The sequence below is a fragment of the Paenibacillus sp. TCA20 genome (assembly GCF_000732325.1).
In the GTDB taxonomy this organism is placed as follows: Bacteria; Bacillota; Bacilli; order Paenibacillales; family Paenibacillaceae; genus Paenibacillus; species Paenibacillus urinalis.
The window spans coordinates 104405-126439 of record NZ_BBIW01000007.1; the positions used below are offsets into that span (position 1 = coordinate 104405).

Genomic DNA, 22035 nt, shown 5'->3' on the forward strand with positions numbered 1-22035 from the left:
CTTAAGAACTATTCCATTGATTTTGCTTTTTCTACAGCTTCTTCAATAGTACCCACGAACAAGAATGCAGCTTCCGGAAGATGATCGTACTTACCGTCGAGGATTTCTTTAAAGCTGCGTACTGTTTCTTTAACAGGAACATATTTACCCGGAATACCGTTAAATGCTTCTGCTACGTGGAACGGCTGGGACAAGAAACGTTGAATTTTACGTGCACGTGCAACGAGCATTTTATCTTCTTCACTAAGCTCGTCCATACCTAGGATCGCAATGATGTCTTGAAGCTCATTATAACGAGCCAAGATACGTTTAACGCCTTGTGCCACATTATAATGCTCTTCACCCACAACGTCCGGAGTAAGAATACGGGAGCTGGAAGCAAGAGGATCTACCGCTGGATAGATACCCATCTCAGAGATTTTACGCTCAAGGTTGGTCGTTGCATCCAAGTGAGCAAAGGTTGTAGCTGGAGCCGGATCCGTATAGTCATCGGCAGGTACATAGATCGCCTGGATGGAAGTAACGGAACCTGTCTTCGTGGAAGTAATACGCTCTTGCAATTGACCCATTTCCGTTGCAAGTGTAGGCTGGTAACCTACCGCAGACGGCATACGGCCGAGAAGTGCGGATACTTCAGAACCCGCTTGAGTAAAGCGGAAGATGTTATCGACGAAGAGAAGTACGTCTCTTCCTTCTTGATCACGGAAGTACTCCGCCATTGTAAGACCAGTCAACGCTACGCGAAGACGTGCGCCTGGTGGCTCGTTCATCTGACCGAATACCATCGCCGTCTTGCTGATAACGCCGGAGTCCGTCATTTCATGATACAAGTCATTACCTTCACGTGTACGCTCACCAACACCGGCAAATACGGAGATACCGCCGTGCTCTTGCGCAATGTTGTTAATAAGCTCCTGAATTGTAACGGTCTTACCTACACCGGCACCACCGAAGAGACCGATCTTACCACCCTTCGCATAAGGCGCAAGCAAGTCGATTACTTTGATTCCTGTCTCAAGCATTTCTGCTTGTGTAGACAATTCTTCAAACTTAGGCGCTTGACGGTGAATCGGGTTACGAGTAACTGTTGCTTCAATTGCTGTTCCGTTATCGATTGGCTCACCCAGTACGTTAAATACACGTCCCAGAGTAGCCTCACCAACAGGAACGGAGATTGCTTGTGTAGTGTTCACTGCTTCCATACCACGTACAAGACCGTCAGTGGAAGACATGGCAATACAACGTACACGGTTGTCACCAAGATGCTTTGCTGCTTCAAGAGTCAGATTGATCTCAGTGCCGCTGTCTGTAGTTGTGTTGATCGTAATCGCATTATTAATATCTGGGAGTCCGCCGCGGTCGAACTCGACGTCAACGACCGCACCCTGTATGCTGACAACGCGTCCTTTATTCATCTTTTAGTTCCCTCCTACAAGCTATAACAGATCAAAAGTCCAAAGAAATAGATATTTCTCCATTAACATTAAGCCCTGATTAGCCTTCGATTTATATTATTCCGTACATGACTTTAAGATTGAGCGTTAGCTCCCGCAACGATTTCCGTAATCTCTTGCGTGATTGCAGCCTGACGAGCACGGTTATACGTAAGAGACAGCTCTCCAATAAGCTTGGAGGCATTCTTCGTCGCAGATCCCATGGCTGTCATCTTGGCACCGAGCTCACTTGCTTTACCGTTCAAGAGCGCCCCATAGATCAACGTTTCTGCATAGCGTGGAAGAAGAGCTTCCAGCACAGCATCCGCAGAAGGTTCATACTCATATTGAGCAGAAGCACCCGTGGATTGTTTCTCTGGTCTTTCCATTGGCAGAAGCTTCTCAACGGTTGGAACTTGAGTAAGTGCATTCACAAAACGGCTGTAGCAGATATAAATCTCATCAAACTTACCTTCCTCAAATCCATTTACAGCTTGGTTGGCAATGGTTTTGATGTCTGCAAAAGAAGGCGAATCCGATAGATCCGTTACATCCAATTCAATGGCCTGCTCCCGGCGTCTGAAGTAATCCCGACCCTTTCTTCCGATGACATAGAGAACATACTCGTCCTGGGATGAGTGGCGTTCTTTAAGGGTAAGTGTGACTTGACGCAGGATGTTGGCATTGTATCCACCCGCAAGACCACGGTCTGAAGTGATGATCAGATAAGCCGTTTTCTTAACCGGACGTGAGACAAGCATCGGATGACTGACCTCATTGGAGGAAGATGCGATGCTTGTTACGACTTCCTTAAGTTTCTCGGAGTATGGGCGAGCAGCTTCTGCTTTCTCCTGGGCTTTTCTTAGCTTGGAGGCGGCGACCATCTCCATTGCTTTGGTGATTTGCTTCGTGCTTTGTACACTTTTGATTTGGCGCTTGATTTCGCGCATGCCTTTTGCCATTTTTTTCACCACCTTAGAGTTTTGACGGAGTCAAAACTAACTTCGTAAGCATAAACCTTAGAGTTTTGACGGAGTCAAAACTAACTTCGTAAGCATAAACCTTAGAGTTTTGACGGAGTCAAAACTAACTTCGTAAGCATAAACCTTAGAGTTTTGACGGAGTCAAAACTTACTTCGTAAGCATAAACCTTAAAATTTTTGACGGAGTCAAAAACTAGCATCGTAAGCATTAACTTAGTTTTGACGGAGTCAAAACTAACTTCGTAAGCATCAGCTTGAGGTTTTGACAGAGTCAAACCCATTCCGTTTGCATTCAAATATATATGTCTTTATGCAAGCAGGCTGCGGCGTACGTTAGCCGCGCAGCCTGCTTGCACAAAGTTTATAAGCTCAATCAACTCACTGCGAGCAATGATCTACTTATACAGATGTAGAAAAGCTCTTTCTGAAGGTCTCGATTGAATCCTTCAATGCAGCTTCGTTGTCAGCTGTAATTTCTTTAGTTGTACGAATCGATTCCAGGACTTCTGGCTTGTTGCTTACCATGAAGCTGTGGAATTCCTTCTCGAAGCGAGTTACATCGCCAACTGGGATTTCATCCAGGTAGCCTTTCGTCGCTGCATACAAGCTGATAACTTGCAGTTCAACCGCAAGCGGCTTGTGTACATCCTGCTTCAGAATCTCCATCATGCGTGCACCACGATTCAAACGAGCCTGTGTTGATTTATCCAGGTCAGAACCGAATTGGGAGAACGCTTGAAGCTCACGATATTGAGCCAGGTCTAGACGCAGGGAACCTGCTACCTTCTTCATGGCTTTGATCTGAGCGGAACCACCGACACGGGATACAGAGATACCTACGTTGATCGCTGGACGTTGACCTGCGTTAAACAAGTCCGCTTCCAGGAAGATCTGACCGTCTGTGATCGAGATTACGTTCGTTGGAATATAAGCGGATACGTCAGAAGCTTGTGTTTCAATGAACGGCAGAGCGGTTAATGAACCACCGCCAAGCTCATCGTTCAGCTTCGCTGCACGCTCCAGCAAACGGGAGTGCAGATAGAAGACGTCACCCGGATATGCTTCACGGCCCGGAGGACGACGAAGCAGCAAGGACAGCTCACGGTATGCAGATGCTTGTTTAGTCAAGTCATCATACACTACGAGAACATGCTCACCTTTATACATGAAGTACTCACCGATCGCGCAGCCTGCATATGGAGCAATGTACAAGAGCGGTGAAGGCTCAGATGCAGACGCAGTAACGACTGTTGTGTATTCCATTGCACCGTTACGACGCAATGTTTCAACAACCTGTGCAACAGTGGACTGCTTCTGACCAATCGCAACATAAATACATTTCATTCCGTTGCCTTTTTGGTTCAGGATGGCATCAATTGCGATCGCCGTTTTACCTGTTTGACGGTCACCAATGATAAGCTCACGCTGACCGCGGCCGATTGGAACCATCGCATCAATCGCTTTGATACCCGTTTGCATTGGCTCATGAACGGATTTACGTGCCATAACGCCTGGAGCTTTGTTCTCAACTGGACGGAACTGATCTGTTTCAATAGGACCTTTACCGTCGACAGGCTCTCCAAGTGCGTTAACAACACGGCCGATCATGGCTTCACCAACAGGAACCTGCATGATTTGACCCGTACGTTTCACTTGATCGCCTTCACGGATATCCGTGTAAGGTCCCAAGATAACGATACCTACGTTACTTTCTTCTACGTTCAGTGCAAGACCCAATACGCCAGTTGAGAATTCAACGAGCTCACCGGACATTACGTTCTCGAGTCCATATACGCGGGCGATACCGTCCCCGACTTCGATTACAGAACCAACCTCGCTAACTTCGATATCAGTTTTGTATTGTTCGATCTGATTTTTAATTAAAGTGCTGATTTCCTCAGGTCTGATACTCAAGTGTCCTCACCCCTCACAACTATACTCGTCTATTAAAAGACTGTTCTATCCGTTTTAATTGACCTGCGAGACTTCCATCATAAACCGTATCACCGATGACGACCTTCAGTCCGCCGATCAAACTCTTATCGACAATATTTTCAATGCGGATCTGTTTGTTGATACGATCTCCAAACTCTTTCGACACCGCTTGTTTTTCTTCTTCACTCAGCTCGTAGGCAGAGTACACACGAGCGTTCACCATACCCAGAGATGAGGCCTCGAGATCAAGATAGCTGTCTACAACAGCATCCAGTACCTCAATCCGTCCCCGCTCAATGAGCAGCTTAATTGTGTTGAGAACCGGCTCTGACACTTTCTCTTTCAGGGCGTCCAGAACACTCAGCTTCGTTGAAATACTCACATTCGGAGAAGAAATAAATTTCAAAACGTCGCGATCTCCCGTTATGGAGCTTGCAACCGCGCGAAGTTCGGCTTCCACTTCCAGGACGGACTGTTTCTCGATCGCCACATCATACAATGCTTTGGCATATCGTTTAGCAACTACCGTATCCCGACTCATGGTCTGCCTCCTACTTCATTCAGATACTTCTCAACCAGCTCTTCTTGAGCCTTATCCTGCTTAACTTCCTTATCAAGAATCTTGGAAGCGATTTGTACAGAAACTGTACCAAGCTCGTTCCGCAAGGAAGCAACAGCTTTGTTTTTCTCACTTTCAATTTCACGTACAGCTTCATCTTTCATGCGTTCAGTCTGCTGCTTCGCTTCAATCAGCATCGCCTCAGCCTGACTTGCGCTTGTCTTGCGAGATTGCTCAATGATTCCCTGTGCTTCTTGACGCGCTTCCTGCAAAGCCGCCTTTTGCTCTTCAACATATTGAATCGCTTGCTCACGGGTTTGCTTTGCATCTTCCATTTGCTTCGCTACCAATTCACGACGCTGCTCCATAATCCCAAACAGCTTATTGAAAGCAAATTTAGATAGCAGGAAGTAAAGAATTAGAAATGCAACGATCGTAATTGCAATATTTTCCCATAAGATACTCACTCACGTCACTCCTTTCCGTTCAATCCATTATCGTAACAAAACGAAGGCGCGGATGGCATCGCCCTCCCCGCCAAACCGTCTAAATGTGATATTAAGAAAACATGATCAAGAACGCGATAACTGTAGCTGCCAAAGGAATAACCTCTACGATACCAACACCGATAAACATTGTCGTTTGCAATTGACCGCGAGCTTCTGGCTGACGAGCGATAGATTCTACCGTTCTGCTGACAATCATACCGTTACCAATACCTGCACCAAGCGCACCCAAACCTACTGCAATAGCTGCTGCTAAAAATTCCATTTTGAATTTCCTCCTCGAAATATATATACATTTTTTTGTTAAAAACTGTTTAATATAATAATCTTCCTAGCGAGTTAACCCGCATAAGAAGTTACCACCTTACTAGTGTTCCTCATGAATCGTTGTCTGTGCAATGTATACCATTGACAGAATGGTAAAGATAAAGGCCTGAAGTGCACCTACGAATATACTGAAGCCTTGCCACGCCATCATGGCCGGGATTCCGAACCAACCGATTTTCAAAATGGTCGAGATCAGGATCTCCCCTGCAAAGATGTTTGCAAACAAACGAATTGCAAGCGCGATCGGCTTCGCCAGGTTCTCAATAATGTTAAGCGGAAGGAAAACCGGGAACGGCTCAATATAGTGCTTCAGGTAATGCTTGCGGTTGTGTTTCAAACCTAAATAATTCATTAGAATAAAGATGACGATCGCAAGACCTGCAGTCACAGAAATGTCTGCCGTAGGTGATTTCCACCATAGGATGTGAGCATGATGATCTTCCGTCAACCCCCTGGTCGCCTCAATGACGAATGGACCCACATTGGATTCATGATGATGCTCAGAGATGACAGAGAACGGCAACCCCAGCAAGTTAGCGACTAAGATAAACAGAATCAAGGTCAGGCCAAGGTTGATATAAGCCTTCCCTTTGCTCAGCGGCATGGCGCTTGCAATAAGATTCTGAACAAATTCGACAACCCACTCCATGAAGTTCTGAACCTTTCCAGGATTCTCAACTGATAGATTGCGAGTTGCCAGTCGGGCGAGTATGAACACAATGAGCACCGTCACTGTGAGCATAAGTACAGCGGAAAGGTCAATGTTCAATCCTCCGAGCTTAATTATCGGTGAGTCATGCATAGTGATTTATTCACCCCTTTCCAAAAGTATTTTCATTTGCCGGCTCTGGCGTTCAAGATAATGCTGACCGGAAGAGCCAGAACCTGAACTAAGAAAAGCCCAATTATAGTGAAGCTCATGGATACCTGCTCAAACCGCACTGCAAACATGATCGCCAAAAGAGTAATACACATTCGTGACAAAAAACCGAAGTTGACTCTTTTGCCTCCGGGCGTTGCGGCGTTTTCCGACACCTGGTTGATTTTCAACGATAAATATCGAAAATTGAATAATCCTGCAGCTAATCCAATGGTAAGTCCAAGAAACACCGGACGATGTTCGGGCATAAGCACCCAAGCGAACAGCGTTACTGACAAGAGTACAAATGCCAGTCTTGTCACAGCATTAACGATGGAAGACAAACTAATCATTTTGTGCCCCCAAAAACTTCTTAATAATCATAGCTATATTCAGAACCCCCAGCACCAGCCCGGCCATACAACCGATCGCGATTATATAAGCCTCTCCGTCTATGAGGTTCATCAGCCACCTGCCTGCAAAAAATCCAATGGTTATGTACGTAGCCAGCAGGATGCCGGAACCACCGATTGCAAGAGCAATTAACCACGGTTTATCTTGGTTCATCTTAGACACAACCCATCCCTTAGAAAGCGCTGTATATGGAAAATGAGTCAAATTCCCGTTCTTCACAAATACTCCGGAAAAACGATGAATTATGCATCTGGCCTGTCCAATCCCAATTATCTTACTGAATGGGTAAACTGTTTGTCAATCGGTCGATTCCTTGCTCCAGCTATGAAAAAGGCCTTGAAAAACAGTGAAAAAATCTCACAATATCTCTCAAAGCCACGTAAACCGTACAGTTTGACTGTATGCTGTACTGTTCACTTCATCACATAATAAAAATAATTATTTTTCGAACTTTCTGTGAAATTGCTCAGGACGCTCTTCTTTTTTGCCAAAATGGTGCAAAATCGCACTGACAATCCGTTCAGAAGCACGTCCGTCACCAAATGGATTCGCTGCTTCACTCATCGATGCGTACAGTTCCGAGTCGGTTAATAATGCCTTCGTTCTGGCATATACCTGCTCCTCGTTCGTGCCGACAAGCTCCAGTGTTCCCGCTTCAACACCCTCAGGTCTCTCCGTCGTATCACGAAGGACTAGAACAGGTACTCCATAGGACGGTGCTTCCTCCTGCATGCCTCCTGAATCGGTAAGAATCAGATGCGTATGCGGATAAATATTGTGGAAATCTACAACGTCCAGCGGATCAATCAGCTTAATACGCGGGTGTCCTCCCAGAATTTCGTATGCCGGCTCTTTGACTGCAGGACTCAGATGCACAGGGTAGACGATGGCTACATCCTCAAACTCATCTGCGATGCGCTTGACGGCTCTGAATATGTTGCGGTGAGGCTCGCCTTGGGATTCACGGCGGTGAGCCGTCATTAGAATGAGCCGCTTGCCTTCTGCAAATTCGAGCACCGGATGCGTGTAATCATCCCGTACCGTATATTGAAACACATCTGTGACCGTATTGCCTGTGACGTATACACTTGACTCCGGCTTATTTTCTCGCAGGAGATTGTTCGCAGACATATCTGTCGGTGCAAAATGCAAGTCCGCAAGCACACCTGTCAGCTGTCTGTTCATCTCCTCAGGGAATGGTGACAGCTTGTTCCACGTACGAAGCCCTGCTTCCACATGTCCAACCTTGATCTGCTGCAAAAATGCCGCATAGCTGGCAAGGAATGTGGTCAGGGTATCTCCATGAACGAGTACAATGTCCGGTTTCGCTTCCTGCAAGACCGGTTCAAGTCCTTGAAGGACTCTTACCGTAATTTCGTTCAGTGTCTGACGGTCCTTCATGACATCCAGATCATAATCCGGTGTAATGTTGAACACTTCCAGCACTTGATCCAGCATCTGACGATGCTGAGCTGTAACACATACAATTGATTCGATCTCATCAGGGTGACGTTCCAGCTCCAAAATAAGCGGCGCCATCTTGATCGCTTCCGGGCGGACTCCGAAAACCGTCATTACTTTAATCTTCGACATTCGCGTTCGAGCCCCTTTGTATCAGAATGATTTGTTATTTCGTACCGTACAAGCGGTCTCCTGCGTCACCAAGACCAGGAATAATGTAGCCGTGGTCATCCAGACCTTCATCAAGTGCAGCCACATAAATGTCCACATCGGGGTGAGCATCATGAACGGCCTTGACACCTTCTGGTGCAGCCACCAGGTTCATCATCTTGATCTGAGTGCAGCCGCGCTTCTTCAGCACATCAATCGCCGCAATCGCAGAGCCGCCAGTGGCCAGCATCGGATCGATTACGATGAGCTCGCGTTCCGTTACATCTGTAGGAAGCTTCGTATAGTACTCCACAGGCTGCAAAGTCTCAGGATCGCGGAACAGACCCACATGCCCTACTTTGGCCGCAGGAATCAATTTCACGACGCCATCCAGCATACCAAGCCCCGCGCGCAGAATCGGAATAAGTCCCAGCATACGTCCTGAGATGACCTTACCCTCTGTCTCGGCTACAGGTGTCTGCACAGTTATCGTTTCGAGCGGAATATCGCGTGTTATTTCGTATGCCATTAAAGTTGCCACTTCATCTACGAGTTCACGAAAATCCTTAGTGTTCGTGCGCATGTCACGAATAATTGTCAATTTGTGTTGAATCAACGGGTGATCACATACCACCAATTTTCCCATTGCTTGTCCCTCCGGTAGGTTCTTCATTCATCATCAACAGCCGCATCTACGCAAATTATAGACAGGCAAGTCGATAAATCCTGTATATTATATCATTCCCTATCCTTAAAATGCACCTTCATCTGACGGTATCATTCGAACAGTATAAAAAAGACCGAACTACCATGATAGCAGTCCGGTCCGTTGTTCAAGAAAATAGCCGAGACAGCTAATTCTCAGTATGGGAAAATTTGTTTTATTTTAGTACTTTAGCTCTGGATAAAGCGGGAATTTGTCAGTTAACGCCGTTACTTGTCGTTTTGCTTCTTCCAGCACCGTAGCATCTTGAGCGTTCTTCAGCGTCTTGGCGATAATTTTACCGATCTCAACCATCGCTTCTTCGTCCATGCCGCGGGAAGTTGCTGCAGGCGTGCCGATCCGAATACCGCTCGTTACAAACGGACTTGTAGGATCAAATGGAATCGCATTTTTGTTAACCGTAATACCGATCGAATCAAGCACATGCTCTGCATCTTTACCTGTAATGTTGATATTGCGGGTATCGATCAGCATCAAGTGGTTGTCCGTACCGCCGGAAACGATATTCAGACCCTCTGCAATCAAAGTTTCAGCTAGAACTTGAGCATTCTTCACTACATTTTGAGCATAAGTTTTGAAAGAAGGCTGAAGAGCTTCCCCGAGGGCAACCGCTTTGGCAGCAATAACGTGCATCAACGGTCCGCCCTGGCTTCCTGGGAATACAGCCTTATCAATCGCAGCAGCCCATGGCTTGCGCGTAAGGATCATACCACCACGTGGTCCGCGAAGGGTCTTATGTGTCGTTGTTGTTACAAAATGAGCATGCGGCACCGGATTCGGATGCAGACCTGCTGCCACGAGACCCGCAATATGGGCCATATCCACCATGAACAATGCACCTACATCGTTAGCAATGCTCGCAAGTGCTTCAAAATCAATGGTACGCGGATAAGCGCTGGCACCTGCTACGATCAGACGAGGGCGATGCTTAAACGCCGCTTTGCGAACCTCGTTGTAGTCGATGCGGAATGTATCTTCCTGAACACCATAAGCAACAAAGTTATAGAGAAGACCCGATGCATTCACCGGGCTGCCGTGTGTCAAATGACCGCCATGTGCAAGGTTCATCCCGAGCACGGTGTCTCCAGGCTTAAGCGCCGCAAGGTATACAGCCATATTCGCCTGTGCACCGGAGTGCGGCTGAACGTTGACATGCTCTGCACCAAACAATTCTTTGGCACGTTCACGAGCGATATCTTCGACGATATCAACATGCTCGCATCCGCCATAGTAACGTTTGCCAGGGTAACCTTCAGCATATTTATTTGTAAGTACGGAGCCCATCGCTTCGATAACCGCTTCGGAGACGATATTCTCAGAGGCAATCAGCTCGATATTGTTTTGCTGACGTTTGAGTTCCAATCCCATCGCATTAAGTACTGCCGGGTCTGCTTTGCGCAATTGATCCATAACTTGAATTCCTCCCATATGATAGCTGTTTAAAATAAATTCTTAATCACAAGTTGAAGTGTTACTGGTTACATCAAGCTGGTACACCGCACGCTCTCCGCCAATAAGCTTTGGCCTGGACAATGCGGTAGTCACCCGTGCTTCCCCAATATAACGCCTTGCTGTACGGTAAGGAACGGCAACTCTCTTCAAATGCATGCCGATGAGCGTCTCACCGATATCCATACCCGCATGTGCTTCGATTGTTTCGGCAAGACAGGGCTCTTGCAATGATCGATATGCCGCTGCGGCCATAGAGCCTCCTGCCTTCGGAACGGGTACGGCGGATACTTCCGTAAGTCCAAGCCTCTCAAGCAGGGAACGTTCCAGAACCAACGCTCGGTTCAAATGCTCGCAGCACTGCACAGCAATCTCGAAACCGTAAGCATTCTTTACTTCATTGATACCTTGAAGCAGCGCTTGTGCAATCTCTGACGCTCCGGCTGTTCCAATGCGCTTGCCTGCTACCTCGCTTGTACTGGTACCAATGACGACGACTTTACCTGGACCAAGCTTCCCTTCCGCCGCAAGCTCTTCCAGCACCTCAGCTGTCTGTGCCGTAAGATGATGCAATTCAGGGTGAATGCTGTTTTGTTCCATAGCCTAATGAACCCTCCCCTTCCGTTTGTGACTTTAAAACGATCGCAAGAAAGAGTTGTTCACTCATGAGAATCGTCTAATTCGCCCTATTTTGCGATCTGCCAAGATCATTTGAGTCTTATTATACCGAAAAGTATGGCGAAATACGAAAAAAGAGCAGTCTCCCACACAAGTATACCTTGCGTGCAAGAAATGCTCTTTTGCCCAGGCGACCGGCCGTTATCTCCGATGCTCCATCGTGGTTTAATCCACACTTGTCGCCAGTTACACCGGAATCTCATTTATCTACTTCATCATAGAACATCAGATGTTAGAAATCAACTACTTCTAGAGCGCTGTACCAAAAAAATCAGCTGAGCTTATCCAGCACACGCTCAACCGCAGAACGGATCTCCGCTGCCGTCACATCATAATCTTCTCTACTGCCCCCAAAAGGGTCTGAAATATCAAAGCTTGGAATCCGCTGCTGAATTTCGATAATACGCTGACGATCCGAGGCCAGCACTTCCTGTCCAAGCGCACGCTTCATTTGCCATTCTGCATACAATCGATCCCGTTCCTTAAGATCAGCCAGGACTTTTGGATCATCTTCTGCATATTCCTTCAGCGTGTAGATCTTGTCAGCACACTCGGGATAATGATGAATGACTTGCTGCTTATGTGAACCCGTTAGGGTTAATATAAGATCTGCCCATTGGACCAAATCACGATTGACCGAGGATGAAGTTATGACATCCTGAATATCGTGATCCCTAAGCACAGCAGCTGCATGACGAGAAATCGTACTTCCATCTATGGCAGACACTCCTGCGGATCGAACTTCTACATCAATGCCTCTTGCAGCAGCAGATTTGCGAAACAATCCCTCTGCCATCGGGCTGCGGCAAGTATTGCCTGTACATACGAATAGAATATTCTTCATATGATCACCTCCGTCGTCTGTATACCTGGATGAACTCCACTGTCATTAAGTTTCCTATGAGATGATTTCTATTGTATGACGCATCGTCTCAATATGCAAAGGAGAATAAACGAGCTAGAAGATGAACAGCATGCCAAAAGCCAGCAATATCGCCCCTCCTACAGCCTCTCCGTATTCTCCGAGATTTCGGCTCACTCTCCTGCCTATTAATAAACCGACCATGGACATCACGAAACCACAGATGCCGAAGGCAATAACGGTCAGCCATAAATCACTCTTGAACATACCAAGGGTTACACCAACGGAGAAGGAATCTATACTGACACTAACCGCAAATATCATTGTCCCGGCAAACGTCCGGTGGTCCATGAAATTCGACTCCCCAGGTCTCAAGGCATTAAATATCATATGCGCGCCGAGTGCAAGTAGCAAGCCTCCTGCTACATAGGAAGTAATCTGACCCAGAAAGGAGCTGACATATTGTCCTGTGTAGAAACCAATTAAAGGCATAAGAATATGAAACAGTGATATCAGCAAGCTCAGCCGAAGCACATGCAGAAGCCGAATCCCCTTCATGCCTATTCCAATCCCCAGCGAAAATGCATCCATTCCTAGAGCAACAGCCATAATCATAATTGTAATAAGATGGCCTAGTTCAGCAGGTGCGACAAGCATTCATCCATACCCCCATGTCCACTTTAAGTCTTGTACACCATATGCGGACAAGAAGTAAAACATGACAAGTATAAGGTACTTACGTCACATGGATGATCTGATGTCCTGCTGCTTTTAACAGACGATTCATAATCGCTGCTCCAAGCCCATCGGAAGGACAGGCCTCAGCCAGAATATAGGATGCGCCCATCTCATCACAGCTTCGGAGAGCGGCATACAGCAGATGAGCTCCCTCCGCCAGCCGATCCATACTGCCCAGCGAGAACAAGCCATCGGCCTGATACTGATCGATATGCTCACTGAAGGCTAGAACCGCGGTTACTTCCCCGCCTCTCTTGGCTTCATGAAGCCTGCTGGAGATATAATCCGTTACTTTAGAAGCATCTCCATCGACTATACAGAGTGCACCTTTGGGGGCATAATGCGTGTATTTCATACCTGGTGAACGGGGCGCAACCAAGCTCTCATTGTGATCCGCAGCAAGACCCGGGTCAACGCGAACCTCGGAAACAACCGTCCTCAGCTGTTCTGCCGTAATTCCACCAGGACGCAGAATCGTTACTGTTCCATCCGCATCTGCTTGCACGACCGTTGATTCCACCCCAACACCGGTAGCCCCGCCGTCCACAATCCCTGCAATGCGTCCATCCAGATCAACCTGAACATGCTCCGCGAGTGTAGGACTGGGTCTTCCTGAGCGATTCGCACTTGGAGCGGCAACAGGACAGTCCGCCAAGGCCAGGAGCTGCAGAGCCACAGGATGGTCCGGCATACGAACGCCAACCGTGTCGAGCCCAGCAGTCACCCGCGCTGACAAGACCCCCGGCTTAAGCGGCAAAATAACTGTCAGCGGCCCCGGCCAAAAAGTATTCATCAGCGCTTCAGATACTTCATTGATCTCACTTACAAATTCGCCTAGCTGCTCCCGATTCGCGATATGCACGATCAGTGGATTGTCCGATGGTCTTCCTTTGGCTTCAAACACCGCTTCCACCGCTGTCGTATTTCTCGCATCCGCACCCAGCCCATACACGGTCTCTGTAGGAAACGCAACAATGGAACCCTCCCGAAGGAGCTGCGCAGCTTCTTCCAGATGTTCCATCGCTTGTATCGTGTGTTGTTCCAGCCAGCCATGCTGGACATTGCTATTCTGCGGAGACACCTGCCAATAAGAGGTCTTCATTCCCGCGTCTCTATTTGAATTGTTTGTCATTTGTAATCATCCAGCCTCATCTTGTATTCGTTAAATGCTTATAGTATAGCATAGTTGTCGAGTTTTCGATGGCATGGCCATGTCACTATTCCAATCCGACGAACGGCCCCCGTCCTAAACTCTACTCCTCGCTGATCACGACCTGCTAAGCAAACATGCTGCCAGCCCAATCCCACATTTTAACCAATAAATCCCATAAGAAAAATCGGACTTCAGGCTCAGAAGCGCCCTCTGCAGCAGCTATCTCTGTGCTTTGTTCATTTCCATTCGTCGAACTTCCTGTATCAGCCGCAGCCTTATCTGCTAGATCTCCATTGCTGCCACCTACAAAGCATAGAGGAGGAAACAATACGCACCACCAATTCTGACCTTCACCTTTACCGAGCGTGATTCGAACCGCTTCATAATCGCCTGCCGGATAGACCAGCTTGCCGTACATCTTCGTCGGAAACGGGACAACCGCCAGCTCTACATTATATTCATAATCCAGTCCGCGAGCTGTGAGCTCCTCGCCTACCAATTCTTTTAGCTGAGGAATATGCTCTTGAACCATCGTTCTTGCCTGATTCAGACTATTCGGATTGTCGAGCTCAGGAACCCACTCATTCATCTGCATAACTACAGCGTCCCGAATCTCTCTTTTGACGAGCTGATCACCGGGCATATCCGAGTTAGCCAGTATGCGCAGCCGGATGGACTCCTGCGGAATGAGCGTTTGATGAAGCGCAGCATCCATCTTCTGACCTTCCCAGCTCATCATGACAATCATCATTACCACCACGATCATTAGAAACTGCTTCATACTCTTCCGCATACCCGTCTCCCCCTTAGGCCATGTTCTTCATGTCTATCAGTATGTCCCCGTTTACTAGAGTTAAACCTAGCATTTGAAATTTTAAGAGATTCGCTCTATTTCGTAGTACCGCCTATTAGTGCGAAGAAATGAGACTGCAGATAAGGGGGATCGAGAGATGGGATGATAGAGTTCATGGGAAGATAAAGTTCATGGGAAGGTAAAGTCAGCACTTGTGAAAATACAAAGGGAAGTACAGCCTGTGCAGAGCAGCTCCTCTGTCCACAGTCCATACTTCCCTGAATCTTATCTTATTGACTAGGCTCTAGCTTCCTTGCGGCTGAAAGAGCGTTTCTTCTGCTCATTGCTCGACGGAGACGGCATATCATCATCGGTCTCCTGTCCGTGCACCCGAATACTCATGATCAAGCCGATACTTGCCATATTAATCATGAGTGATGTCCCCCCGTAGCTAATGAAGGGAAGTGTAATTCCGGTCAGCGGCATGATTCCAATGAAGGCGCCGATATTGACAAACACCTGGTACAAATACATCGCCACCACACCGACAATAATGTACGGCCCGGTCCTCTCCTTCGTCTCAAGCGCAATCAAGATCATTCGGTGAATCAGTATAAAATACAGCAGCAGCAGTACCGATGAACCTACAAACCCGAATTCCTCCGCAATCAGCACAAATATGGAGTCAGAGTAAGTGTACGGAACTCGTCCGGACTGTACAGAAGAGCCGTCCATGAAGCCTTTCCCTGTAATCCCGCCAGAACCGATGGCGAGCTTGGCATTATCGGTGTGCCAGGAGGCTTTGGCGGTCGCCTTCTCGGGTACGAGCCAAGGGTCCAGACGCTCAGCCCAGTGCGTACGACCGATTTTATCCAGATAATCATAGATCGAGTCGTGATATACCGTATACAGCTTGATGCCGCCGCCCACTACCACAGCGACAATCACAAAACCAATCAGTGCATGAGACGCTTTTACATTCCCGATCCACAAGAGAGCAATCAGTATCACCACATAGGCCAGTGCGTTTCCAAGGTCATTCTGGAGCATGACAAGGGCAAACGGTAAAAAAGTCAGAAGGCCGATCGGCACAACATCTCTCCAAAAATCCAGCTTCGACTTGTCCCGTTTAATCAGTACAGAAGCGAGGAAAATAACCAACACCAGCTTGAAGAGCTCTGCCGGCTGAATAGACAGCGGTCCGAGCTGAATCCAGCCGGTCGCATTATTCAGGTTGCTTCCGAAGAAGTTCGCCGCGAGCAGCGTAGCCAGTCCGAAGAAATAGATATACAAGGCATATTTGACTAACAGCCGATAATCGACCAGCGTAATCGCGAACATCGCTCCAAAGCCCAGCACATAATAAGCCAGCATCCGAAGATGATGACCTTCTAGATTCGTGCCGTGCGTGGCACTGTACAAGCTCAAGATACTAATGAGCATAAGCAGGCAGATGATGACCAGGATGGAAGCATCCATCTTTTTAAACTTCTGCAGCATGAAGCCGTCCCCCTAAAACGCGTCCTGTTTCGGTATGACACGATAACACGTGTATGAAACCATCAGCGCATTTCACAATTCACAATTTTAAATCCACATTTCAATTCGACATAATGTTACACACTTCATCTATTGTAAGGGATCGCTTCGGAAAAAGAAAATCAAGAGGGATTACAATTTCGTAATCCCTCTTCCAGTCTTATCCTTTATTTCTGATCCCCATAACGTGACGATCAATTCCAGCGAGATCCGGCACGACAATGATCTCATCCCAGTGGCCGGCCACACGCAGCAGCTCGGCCACATCCTCCGCCTGGCCCTGGCCGAGCTCGAAGCCAATAAGCCGCGGCGGCGCAGCGAGCAGGGCCAGCTGCGCCATCATGGTCCGGTAAGGGCCGAGCCCATCCGGACCTCCATCCAGCGCGGTGCGCGGCTCATGCTCGCGCACCTCACGCTGCAGCCCGGCGATATCATCTGCCGGGATATAGGGCGGGTTCGACACCAGGATGTCGACCCGCTCCCCCGCGAAGGGCGCGAGCAGATCGCCCTCGCGAAACTGCACGGCTGCGCCGTTCGCTGCTGCATTCTGTGCAGCCACAGCGAGTGCCTCCGGGCTGATGTCGCTTGCTTCGACATGCCAGCCCGTCCGCTTCACCGCCAGCGTCACCGCAATGGCTCCGCTGCCTGTGCCAATATCTGCGGCCAGCGGTGTTCCGCCTGGCCACAGCCTGTCGCCGTGCATCATGACAGCCTCGACGAGCAATTCCGTCTCGGGCCTTGGAATCAGCACGGCTGGACTCACCTTAAACGGCAGGCCGTAGAATTCCTGCCGCCCTATAATATATTGGGCCGGTTCCCCCTGGCCCTTGCGATTCACGCCCTCTTCGAATGCCGAAATCTGCTCCGCCGGAAGAACGTCCGGCAGCGCCATATAATAAGCAGCCCCCTCGAGCCCCAGAACGTACTCCAGCAGCAAACGTGCATTATTCTGCGGCTCCAGCACACCACAGTCTTCTAAAAAAGAGGAAGCCTTAAGAAAGGCTTCCCGATTGCTGCTTCCTTGCGGCAGTTCAAATGGCAACCGCATCAAAGCTTTATTCCCCTTTTTCCATGATTTCTGCCTGCTCTGCAATGGTCAGGGCGGACAGAATCTCTTCAATCTCACCGTTCATCACTTGATCCAGTCTATGCATGGTTAGACCGATCCGATGATCCGTTACACGGCTCTGCGGGAAGTTGTACGTGCGAATCCGTTCACTGCGATCACCCGTACCGACTTTGCTCTTCCGCTCACCTGCATATTTAGCCTCTTCCTCTTGACGCATCATGTCATAGATCCGAGTACGCAGCACTTGAAGTGCTTTTTCCTTGTTGGAGTTCTGAGATTTGCCATCCTGACATGTAGCGACAATGCCCGTTGGCACGTGCGTTACCCGTACAGCCGATTTCGTCGTATTAACGGACTGACCGCCTGCACCACTGGAGCAGAACGTATCAACACGAATATCCTTGTCGTGAATTTCAATATCAAAATCCTCAGCCTCAGGCATAACCGCTACGGTAGAAGTAGAGGTGTGAATCCGTCCGCCAGATTCTGTCGCAGGAATGCGCTGTACCCGGTGAGCACCGCTCTCGTATTTCATTTTGCTGTAAGCGCCGCGGCCATTGATCATGAAGATAACCTCTTTGAATCCGCCGAGGTCACTCTCGTTCACGTCCATCAGCTCAACCTTCCAGCCTTGGGATTCTGCATAGCGTGTATACATCCGGTAAAGATCTGCAGCGAACAGCGCAGCCTCGTCACCACCTGCCGCACCACGGATCTCGACGATCACGTTCTTGTCATCGTTCGGGTCTTTCGGCAGAAGCAGAATACGAATCTTCTCCTCGAGCTCCTGCTGGCGGGGAGCCAGCTCATCAATCTCCATCTTCACCATTTCACGCATCTCATCGTCAAGCTTCTCGTTCAGCATTTGCTTCGCTGCATCGAGCTCTTCAACGACGGTTTTGTATTCGGTATAAGCCTCATAGGCAGGCTGTAAATCTGATTGTTCCTTCGAATAATCTCTCAGCTTCTTGCTGTCGCTGGCCACATCCGGGTCGCAGAGCAGCTCACTAAGCTTCTCATAACGATCCACAAGGGCTTGTAAACGATCCAACATAGTAATCACCTCTTCTTAAGCATCTTTCACATTCGTTCGTACCCGTCATTATATTATAAGGTTTAAAAGGTTGTAATGAGAGTATCGCTACAACGTCATCAATCCTTTGTCATTATTAATAATCTTAAAGTTAGAGCAAGTCTGTCGACTCTTTATTATATCATACGGCAAAGCGCTTGAGAAGATACTGCTGTGAGGATGTATTTAAAGATATTTGAAGATGTACTTGAGGATGTTTTTTGATAACGCATGCTACTTAGATGTACCGAAGCTAAGAAGCGAGGTTATGAATTCAGGCAATTATTCTGCCAATCCATGATTCCACAATAAGGCCCCTGCCTTCCCAACAAGGAAAGGCAGGGGCCTCTTCATGATTAAACGTTAAAACGGAAGTGCATCACATCGCCGTCCTGGACAATGTATTCTTTACCTTCCAGTCTCAGCTGACCGCGTTCTTTCGCTCCGTTCATGGAGCCTGCCGCCATCAGATCCGCATAGGATACAACCTCGGCACGGATAAAGCCGCGTTCGAAGTCAGAGTGAATCACACCCGCTGCGCCAGGCGCTTTTGTACCTTTGTGGATCGTCCAAGCGCGAACCTCTTGAACACCTGCAGTAAAGTAAGTGTACAGACCAAGAAGGCGATAAGCTGCCTTAATCAGGCGATTAAGACCGGATTCCTCCAGCCCCAGCTCTTCAAGGAACATCTCCTTGTCTTCGCCTTCAAGCTCAGCGATCTCCGCTTCCACCTTAGCACTGATCGGTACCACTTCAGCATGCTCTGCCGCAGCAAATTCCTTCACTTGCAGGACATACGGATTCTTGTCCGCAGTAGACACTTCATCCTCGCTAACGTTCGCCGCATAAAGCACAGGCTTCATTGTCAGCAGGTGAAGATCGCGAACGACGAGACGCTCGTCATCTGTCAGCTCCAGGCTGCGTGCTGGTTTGTCTTCATACAGCACTTCCTTTAGCTTCTCCAGAACTTCCACTTCCTGAGCACCCTGCTTGTTGCCGCCCTTCATATTCTTGCGGGCACGATCAATACGCTTCTCAACACTCTCAATATCAGCCAGAATCAGCTCTAGATTGATCGTTTGAATATCGGATACCGGATCGACCTTGCCGTCCACATGCGTAATATTCTCATCCTCGAAACAACGTACAACGTGCACAATCGCATCGACTTCGCGAATATGAGCCAGGAACTTGTTACCGAGTCCTTCACCCTTACTCGCACCGCGGACAAGCCCTGCAATGTCAACGAATTCAAATGCCGTAGGCACGGTCTTGTTCGGTTGTACCAGCTCTGTAAGTTTGTCCAGACGCTCATCCGGAACCTCAACGACACCGACATTCGGATCAATCGTACAGAAAGGATAGTTTGCGCTCTCCGCGCCTGCTTGGGTAATTGCATTAAAAAGGGTCGACTTTCCTACGTTCGGAAGTCCGACAATCCCTGCTTTCAAAGCCATGTATTCCTACAACTCCTCAAATAAATATTTGTTTGCAGCGAGCGTTTCGCTGAGAAGAACGTCTTTCATAATGGTATGAATGGATTCGTTAAAAACGAAGATATCATGAAATTCATTCGAAATGTATGCAATTTACGTGTATAAACTTTCGTGACAATCCCACTAATTATATATGAGAAGCGGTAGACCATCAAGATAAGAAGCGGCTAAAGTCTCCCATTTGTACATAATTCCCAGCACCAATCGTCAGCCTACAGTTCCTTATACATGGTAATGCTCTTCGCCTCATAGCCCATTTTCGCATACAGGCGCTTAGCCCGCTCATTATGACCAAATACATGAAGTCCAATCCGTTCAGCCTGTAATTTGCGAGCTTCCTTCTCCAGCAGCTCCATTGTCCGCGTACCGTAGCCCCTGCCCTGATATTCCTCGACTATATGTATGTCATACAGAAAGGCCTCTCTTACTCCATTCCGCAAGTAGATATTAAACCAGATAAATCCGATGACTTGTCCATCTCCTACACTTGAATCGACCAAGTTGTAAAAATAAGCATCTTGGGTAAGGTATCCTTCCGGGAGAATCCGGTGCATGTCCTCTAACGCCCGGCTCTCAGCATGCTCAGGCAGCCAGGTCCCGGCTGTAATCTTCTCCTGAGCATATTCTTTCAAAGTAGAGTTCATAAAATCCTCAAATTGCAATTCATTCATTGCACTAAGCCCAATCACGATCCAATTCACCTTCCTGACTGATTCAACGTTTGATGAGTCTTGATGTGCCCCGAAGCTCTGCAATCGTTCTTGCGCCTATACCAAACATGGCAGCACGCAGCTCAAATTCAACCTGTGCCAATCTCTCATGAAGCGCCTCTTCTGAATGGACGGCGGATTCAAGCAAGGATCTCCCGAACCCGGCCAGATCTGCACCGAGTCCAAGCGCTTTGGCTGCATCCACTCCATTTGTTAATCCACCGCTGCCGATTAACGCCCCGGTCGGATTGTGCTCTCGAACCTCCAGGATGCAATCACTAGTAGGAATTCCCCAATCAGCAAAAGCTTCGGCTGCGGCTCTGCGCATCGGATCCTGATTGCGATACTTCTCCACCTGTACCCAGCTTGTCCCTCCGGCACCGGCAACATCAATAAATGAAACTCCAGCAGAATACAGCCGGGCTGCTGTGCTCCCATCAATTCCCCAGCCCACTTCCTTGACACCAACCGGAACCTCAAGCTTCTTGCACAGAGCTTCAATTCGCTGCAGCAGGCTGCTAAAATCCGTGTTTCCTTCGGGCTGAAAAACCTCCTGCAGACTGTTCAAATGCAATACCAGCATCGATGCACCTGCAATGTCAACTGCCCGCTGGCAGGCTTCTGCACCAAAGCCGTAGTTCAGCTGTACCGCTCCCAAATTCGCGATGACAGGTATGGTAGGCGCAAATCTTCGGACAGCAAAGGTATCACTAAGCTCGGGCTTCTCCACTGCTGCACGTATGGAGCCGACTCCGAGTGACCATCCTCTTGCTTCTGCTGCCGCAGCAAGACGTTCATTGATTAAGCCTGTCGTTTTGCTTCCACCGGTCATGGAGCTGATCAGCAGCGGTGTACGCAGCTCTTCCCCCAGAAAGGCGGCGGCAAGACGGATATCGGAGAAGCTAAGCTCCGGCAGCGCCAAATGGCGGAATCGATAATTCTCCAATCCGGTCGATACTCCCTGACCATTCACGTCCTCATTCAGGCACAGCCTGACATGCTCCATTTTCCGTTCTCCGGTTGGGATCTCAGGCAGCAGTTGCTCACTAACCCGGAATTCATCTGCGCTAGTGTACCTGCTGTCATCATGATCCTGATCGGGTCGTTTATGCATACTCTCTTCTC

At 48.3% G+C, this 22035-nt stretch carries 23 protein-coding genes and 1 riboswitch; all 23 genes read right to left on the minus strand.

The window, feature by feature from the left end; translation table 11 throughout:
• Positions 1 to 8: 8 nt before the first annotated feature.
• Entirely contained in the window at positions 9 to 1415 is a 1407-nt protein-coding gene (atpD, locus tag TCA2_RS14805) for a F0F1 ATP synthase subunit beta (RefSeq protein ID WP_047912391.1), read from the minus strand.
• A 113-nt stretch (positions 1416 to 1528) separates the two neighbouring features.
• On the minus strand, positions 1529 to 2395 hold the full coding sequence (atpG, locus tag TCA2_RS14810; RefSeq protein WP_047912392.1) for an ATP synthase F1 subunit gamma: 867 nt from the start codon (positions 2393 to 2395) through the stop codon (positions 1529 to 1531).
• Positions 2396 to 2815: 420 nt separating this feature from the next.
• Positions 2816 to 4330, minus strand: a complete 1515-nt coding sequence (atpA, locus tag TCA2_RS14820) for a F0F1 ATP synthase subunit alpha (protein WP_047912394.1) — start codon at positions 4328 to 4330, stop codon at positions 2816 to 2818.
• A gap of 19 nt (positions 4331 to 4349) precedes the next feature.
• On the minus strand, positions 4350 to 4892 hold the full coding sequence (locus TCA2_RS14825) for a F0F1 ATP synthase subunit delta (protein WP_047912395.1): 543 nt from the start codon (positions 4890 to 4892) through the stop codon (positions 4350 to 4352).
• Complete coding sequence (gene atpF, locus TCA2_RS14830; protein ID WP_047912396.1) at positions 4889 to 5377, minus strand: F0F1 ATP synthase subunit B; 489 nt, start codon at positions 5375 to 5377, stop codon at positions 4889 to 4891. The genes TCA2_RS14825 and atpF overlap by 4 nt, the downstream gene beginning before the upstream one ends.
• Positions 5378 to 5468: 91 nt before the next feature.
• Entirely contained in the window at positions 5469 to 5681 is a 213-nt protein-coding gene (gene atpE, locus TCA2_RS14835; RefSeq protein WP_047912397.1) for a F0F1 ATP synthase subunit C, read from the minus strand.
• Between the two features lie 102 nt (positions 5682 to 5783).
• Positions 5784 to 6545, minus strand: coding sequence for a F0F1 ATP synthase subunit A (gene atpB, locus TCA2_RS14840; protein WP_047912398.1), 762 nt, complete (start codon positions 6543 to 6545; stop codon positions 5784 to 5786).
• Between the two features lie 32 nt (positions 6546 to 6577).
• The gene (locus TCA2_RS14845; RefSeq protein ID WP_047912399.1) at positions 6578 to 6955 is read right to left on the minus strand and encodes an ATP synthase subunit I; all 378 of its coding nucleotides are present in this window, start codon (positions 6953 to 6955) and stop codon (positions 6578 to 6580) included.
• Positions 6948 to 7169: a hypothetical protein gene (locus tag TCA2_RS14850; RefSeq protein WP_047912520.1), complete on the minus strand. Its 222-nt coding sequence runs from the start codon at positions 7167 to 7169 to the stop codon at positions 6948 to 6950. Before TCA2_RS14850 ends, TCA2_RS14845 begins: the two co-directional genes overlap by 8 nt.
• 285 nt (positions 7170 to 7454) lie before the next feature.
• Positions 7455 to 8609 (minus strand): non-hydrolyzing UDP-N-acetylglucosamine 2-epimerase, encoded by a 1155-nt coding sequence (gene wecB, locus TCA2_RS14855; protein WP_047912400.1) that lies wholly within the window; start codon positions 8607 to 8609, stop codon positions 7455 to 7457.
• Between the two features lie 34 nt (positions 8610 to 8643).
• Complete coding sequence (upp, locus tag TCA2_RS14860) at positions 8644 to 9273, minus strand: uracil phosphoribosyltransferase (RefSeq protein ID WP_047912401.1); 630 nt, start codon at positions 9271 to 9273, stop codon at positions 8644 to 8646.
• Positions 9274 to 9513: 240 nt separating this feature from the next.
• Positions 9514 to 10761 (minus strand): serine hydroxymethyltransferase, encoded by a 1248-nt coding sequence (gene glyA, locus TCA2_RS14865; RefSeq protein ID WP_047912402.1) that lies wholly within the window; start codon positions 10759 to 10761, stop codon positions 9514 to 9516.
• A 42-nt stretch (positions 10762 to 10803) separates the two neighbouring features.
• On the minus strand, positions 10804 to 11400 hold the full coding sequence (locus TCA2_RS14870) for a TIGR01440 family protein (protein ID WP_047912403.1): 597 nt from the start codon (positions 11398 to 11400) through the stop codon (positions 10804 to 10806).
• Positions 11401 to 11595: 195 nt separating this feature from the next.
• Positions 11596 to 11678: riboswitch (ZMP/ZTP riboswitch) on the minus strand.
• A 71-nt stretch (positions 11679 to 11749) separates the two neighbouring features.
• On the minus strand, positions 11750 to 12322 hold the full coding sequence (locus TCA2_RS14875; RefSeq protein ID WP_047912404.1) for a low molecular weight protein arginine phosphatase: 573 nt from the start codon (positions 12320 to 12322) through the stop codon (positions 11750 to 11752).
• 114 nt (positions 12323 to 12436) lie between these two features.
• Positions 12437 to 12997, minus strand: a complete 561-nt coding sequence (locus tag TCA2_RS14880) for a manganese efflux pump (RefSeq protein WP_047912405.1) — start codon at positions 12995 to 12997, stop codon at positions 12437 to 12439.
• Positions 12998 to 13076: 79 nt separating this feature from the next.
• A complete protein-coding gene (locus TCA2_RS14885; protein ID WP_047912406.1) occupies positions 13077 to 14210 on the minus strand; it encodes an L-threonylcarbamoyladenylate synthase in 1134 nt (377 codons plus the stop codon).
• Positions 14211 to 14355: 145 nt separating this feature from the next.
• On the minus strand, positions 14356 to 15024 hold the full coding sequence (gene spoIIR, locus TCA2_RS14890; RefSeq protein WP_047912407.1) for a stage II sporulation protein R: 669 nt from the start codon (positions 15022 to 15024) through the stop codon (positions 14356 to 14358).
• Positions 15025 to 15321: 297 nt separating this feature from the next.
• A complete protein-coding gene (locus TCA2_RS14895) occupies positions 15322 to 16524 on the minus strand; it encodes an FtsW/RodA/SpoVE family cell cycle protein (RefSeq protein ID WP_047912408.1) in 1203 nt (400 codons plus the stop codon).
• Positions 16525 to 16723: 199 nt separating this feature from the next.
• Entirely contained in the window at positions 16724 to 17611 is an 888-nt protein-coding gene (gene prmC, locus TCA2_RS14900) for a peptide chain release factor N(5)-glutamine methyltransferase (RefSeq protein ID WP_081872522.1), read from the minus strand.
• Between the two features lie 7 nt (positions 17612 to 17618).
• Complete coding sequence (gene prfA / locus TCA2_RS14905) at positions 17619 to 18686, minus strand: peptide chain release factor 1 (protein WP_047912410.1); 1068 nt, start codon at positions 18684 to 18686, stop codon at positions 17619 to 17621.
• A gap of 374 nt (positions 18687 to 19060) precedes the next feature.
• Complete coding sequence (ychF, locus tag TCA2_RS14910) at positions 19061 to 20161, minus strand: redox-regulated ATPase YchF (protein WP_047912411.1); 1101 nt, start codon at positions 20159 to 20161, stop codon at positions 19061 to 19063.
• A 251-nt stretch (positions 20162 to 20412) separates the two neighbouring features.
• Complete coding sequence (locus TCA2_RS14915; protein ID WP_238546405.1) at positions 20413 to 20889, minus strand: GNAT family N-acetyltransferase; 477 nt, start codon at positions 20887 to 20889, stop codon at positions 20413 to 20415.
• A 25-nt stretch (positions 20890 to 20914) separates the two neighbouring features.
• Positions 20915 to 22024: a type 2 isopentenyl-diphosphate Delta-isomerase gene (fni, locus tag TCA2_RS14920; RefSeq protein ID WP_047912412.1), complete on the minus strand. Its 1110-nt coding sequence runs from the start codon at positions 22022 to 22024 to the stop codon at positions 20915 to 20917.
• Between the last annotated feature and the right edge of the window lie 11 nt (positions 22025 to 22035).

Coding starts and splice junctions, on each gene's coding strand:
- TCA2_RS14825 (WP_047912395.1), bottom strand. CDS start 4,892: ATGAGTCGGGATACGGTAGTTGCTAAACGATATGCCAAAGCATTGTAT.
- glyA (WP_047912402.1), bottom strand. CDS start 10,761: ATGGATCAATTGCGCAAAGCAGACCCGGCAGTACTTAATGCGATGGGA.
- prfA (WP_047912410.1), bottom strand. CDS start 18,686: ATGTTGGATCGTTTACAAGCCCTTGTGGATCGTTATGAGAAGCTTAGT.
- TCA2_RS14875 (WP_047912404.1), bottom strand. CDS start 12,322: ATGAAGAATATTCTATTCGTATGTACAGGCAATACTTGCCGCAGCCCG.
- TCA2_RS14885 (WP_047912406.1), bottom strand. CDS start 14,210: ATGACAAACAATTCAAATAGAGACGCGGGAATGAAGACCTCTTATTGG.
- prmC (WP_081872522.1), bottom strand. CDS start 17,611: ATGCGGTTGCCATTTGAACTGCCGCAAGGAAGCAGCAATCGGGAAGCC.
- TCA2_RS14880 (WP_047912405.1), bottom strand. CDS start 12,997: ATGCTTGTCGCACCTGCTGAACTAGGCCATCTTATTACAATTATGATT.
- atpE (WP_047912397.1), bottom strand. CDS start 5,681: ATGGAATTTTTAGCAGCAGCTATTGCAGTAGGTTTGGGTGCGCTTGGT.
- atpD (WP_047912391.1), bottom strand. CDS start 1,415: ATGAATAAAGGACGCGTTGTCAGCATACAGGGTGCGGTCGTTGACGTC.
- atpB (WP_047912398.1), bottom strand. CDS start 6,545: ATGCATGACTCACCGATAATTAAGCTCGGAGGATTGAACATTGACCTT.
- TCA2_RS14850 (WP_047912520.1), bottom strand. CDS start 7,169: ATGAACCAAGATAAACCGTGGTTAATTGCTCTTGCAATCGGTGGTTCC.
- TCA2_RS14845 (WP_047912399.1), bottom strand. CDS start 6,955: ATGATTAGTTTGTCTTCCATCGTTAATGCTGTGACAAGACTGGCATTT.
- spoIIR (WP_047912407.1), bottom strand. CDS start 15,024: ATGCGGAAGAGTATGAAGCAGTTTCTAATGATCGTGGTGGTAATGATG.
- TCA2_RS14895 (WP_047912408.1), bottom strand. CDS start 16,524: ATGCTGCAGAAGTTTAAAAAGATGGATGCTTCCATCCTGGTCATCATC.
- fni (WP_047912412.1), bottom strand. CDS start 22,024: ATGCATAAACGACCCGATCAGGATCATGATGACAGCAGGTACACTAGC.
- atpG (WP_047912392.1), bottom strand. CDS start 2,395: ATGGCAAAAGGCATGCGCGAAATCAAGCGCCAAATCAAAAGTGTACAA.
- ychF (WP_047912411.1), bottom strand. CDS start 20,161: ATGGCTTTGAAAGCAGGGATTGTCGGACTTCCGAACGTAGGAAAGTCG.
- wecB (WP_047912400.1), bottom strand. CDS start 8,609: ATGTCGAAGATTAAAGTAATGACGGTTTTCGGAGTCCGCCCGGAAGCG.
- TCA2_RS14870 (WP_047912403.1), bottom strand. CDS start 11,400: ATGGAACAAAACAGCATTCACCCTGAATTGCATCATCTTACGGCACAG.
- upp (WP_047912401.1), bottom strand. CDS start 9,273: ATGGGAAAATTGGTGGTATGTGATCACCCGTTGATTCAACACAAATTG.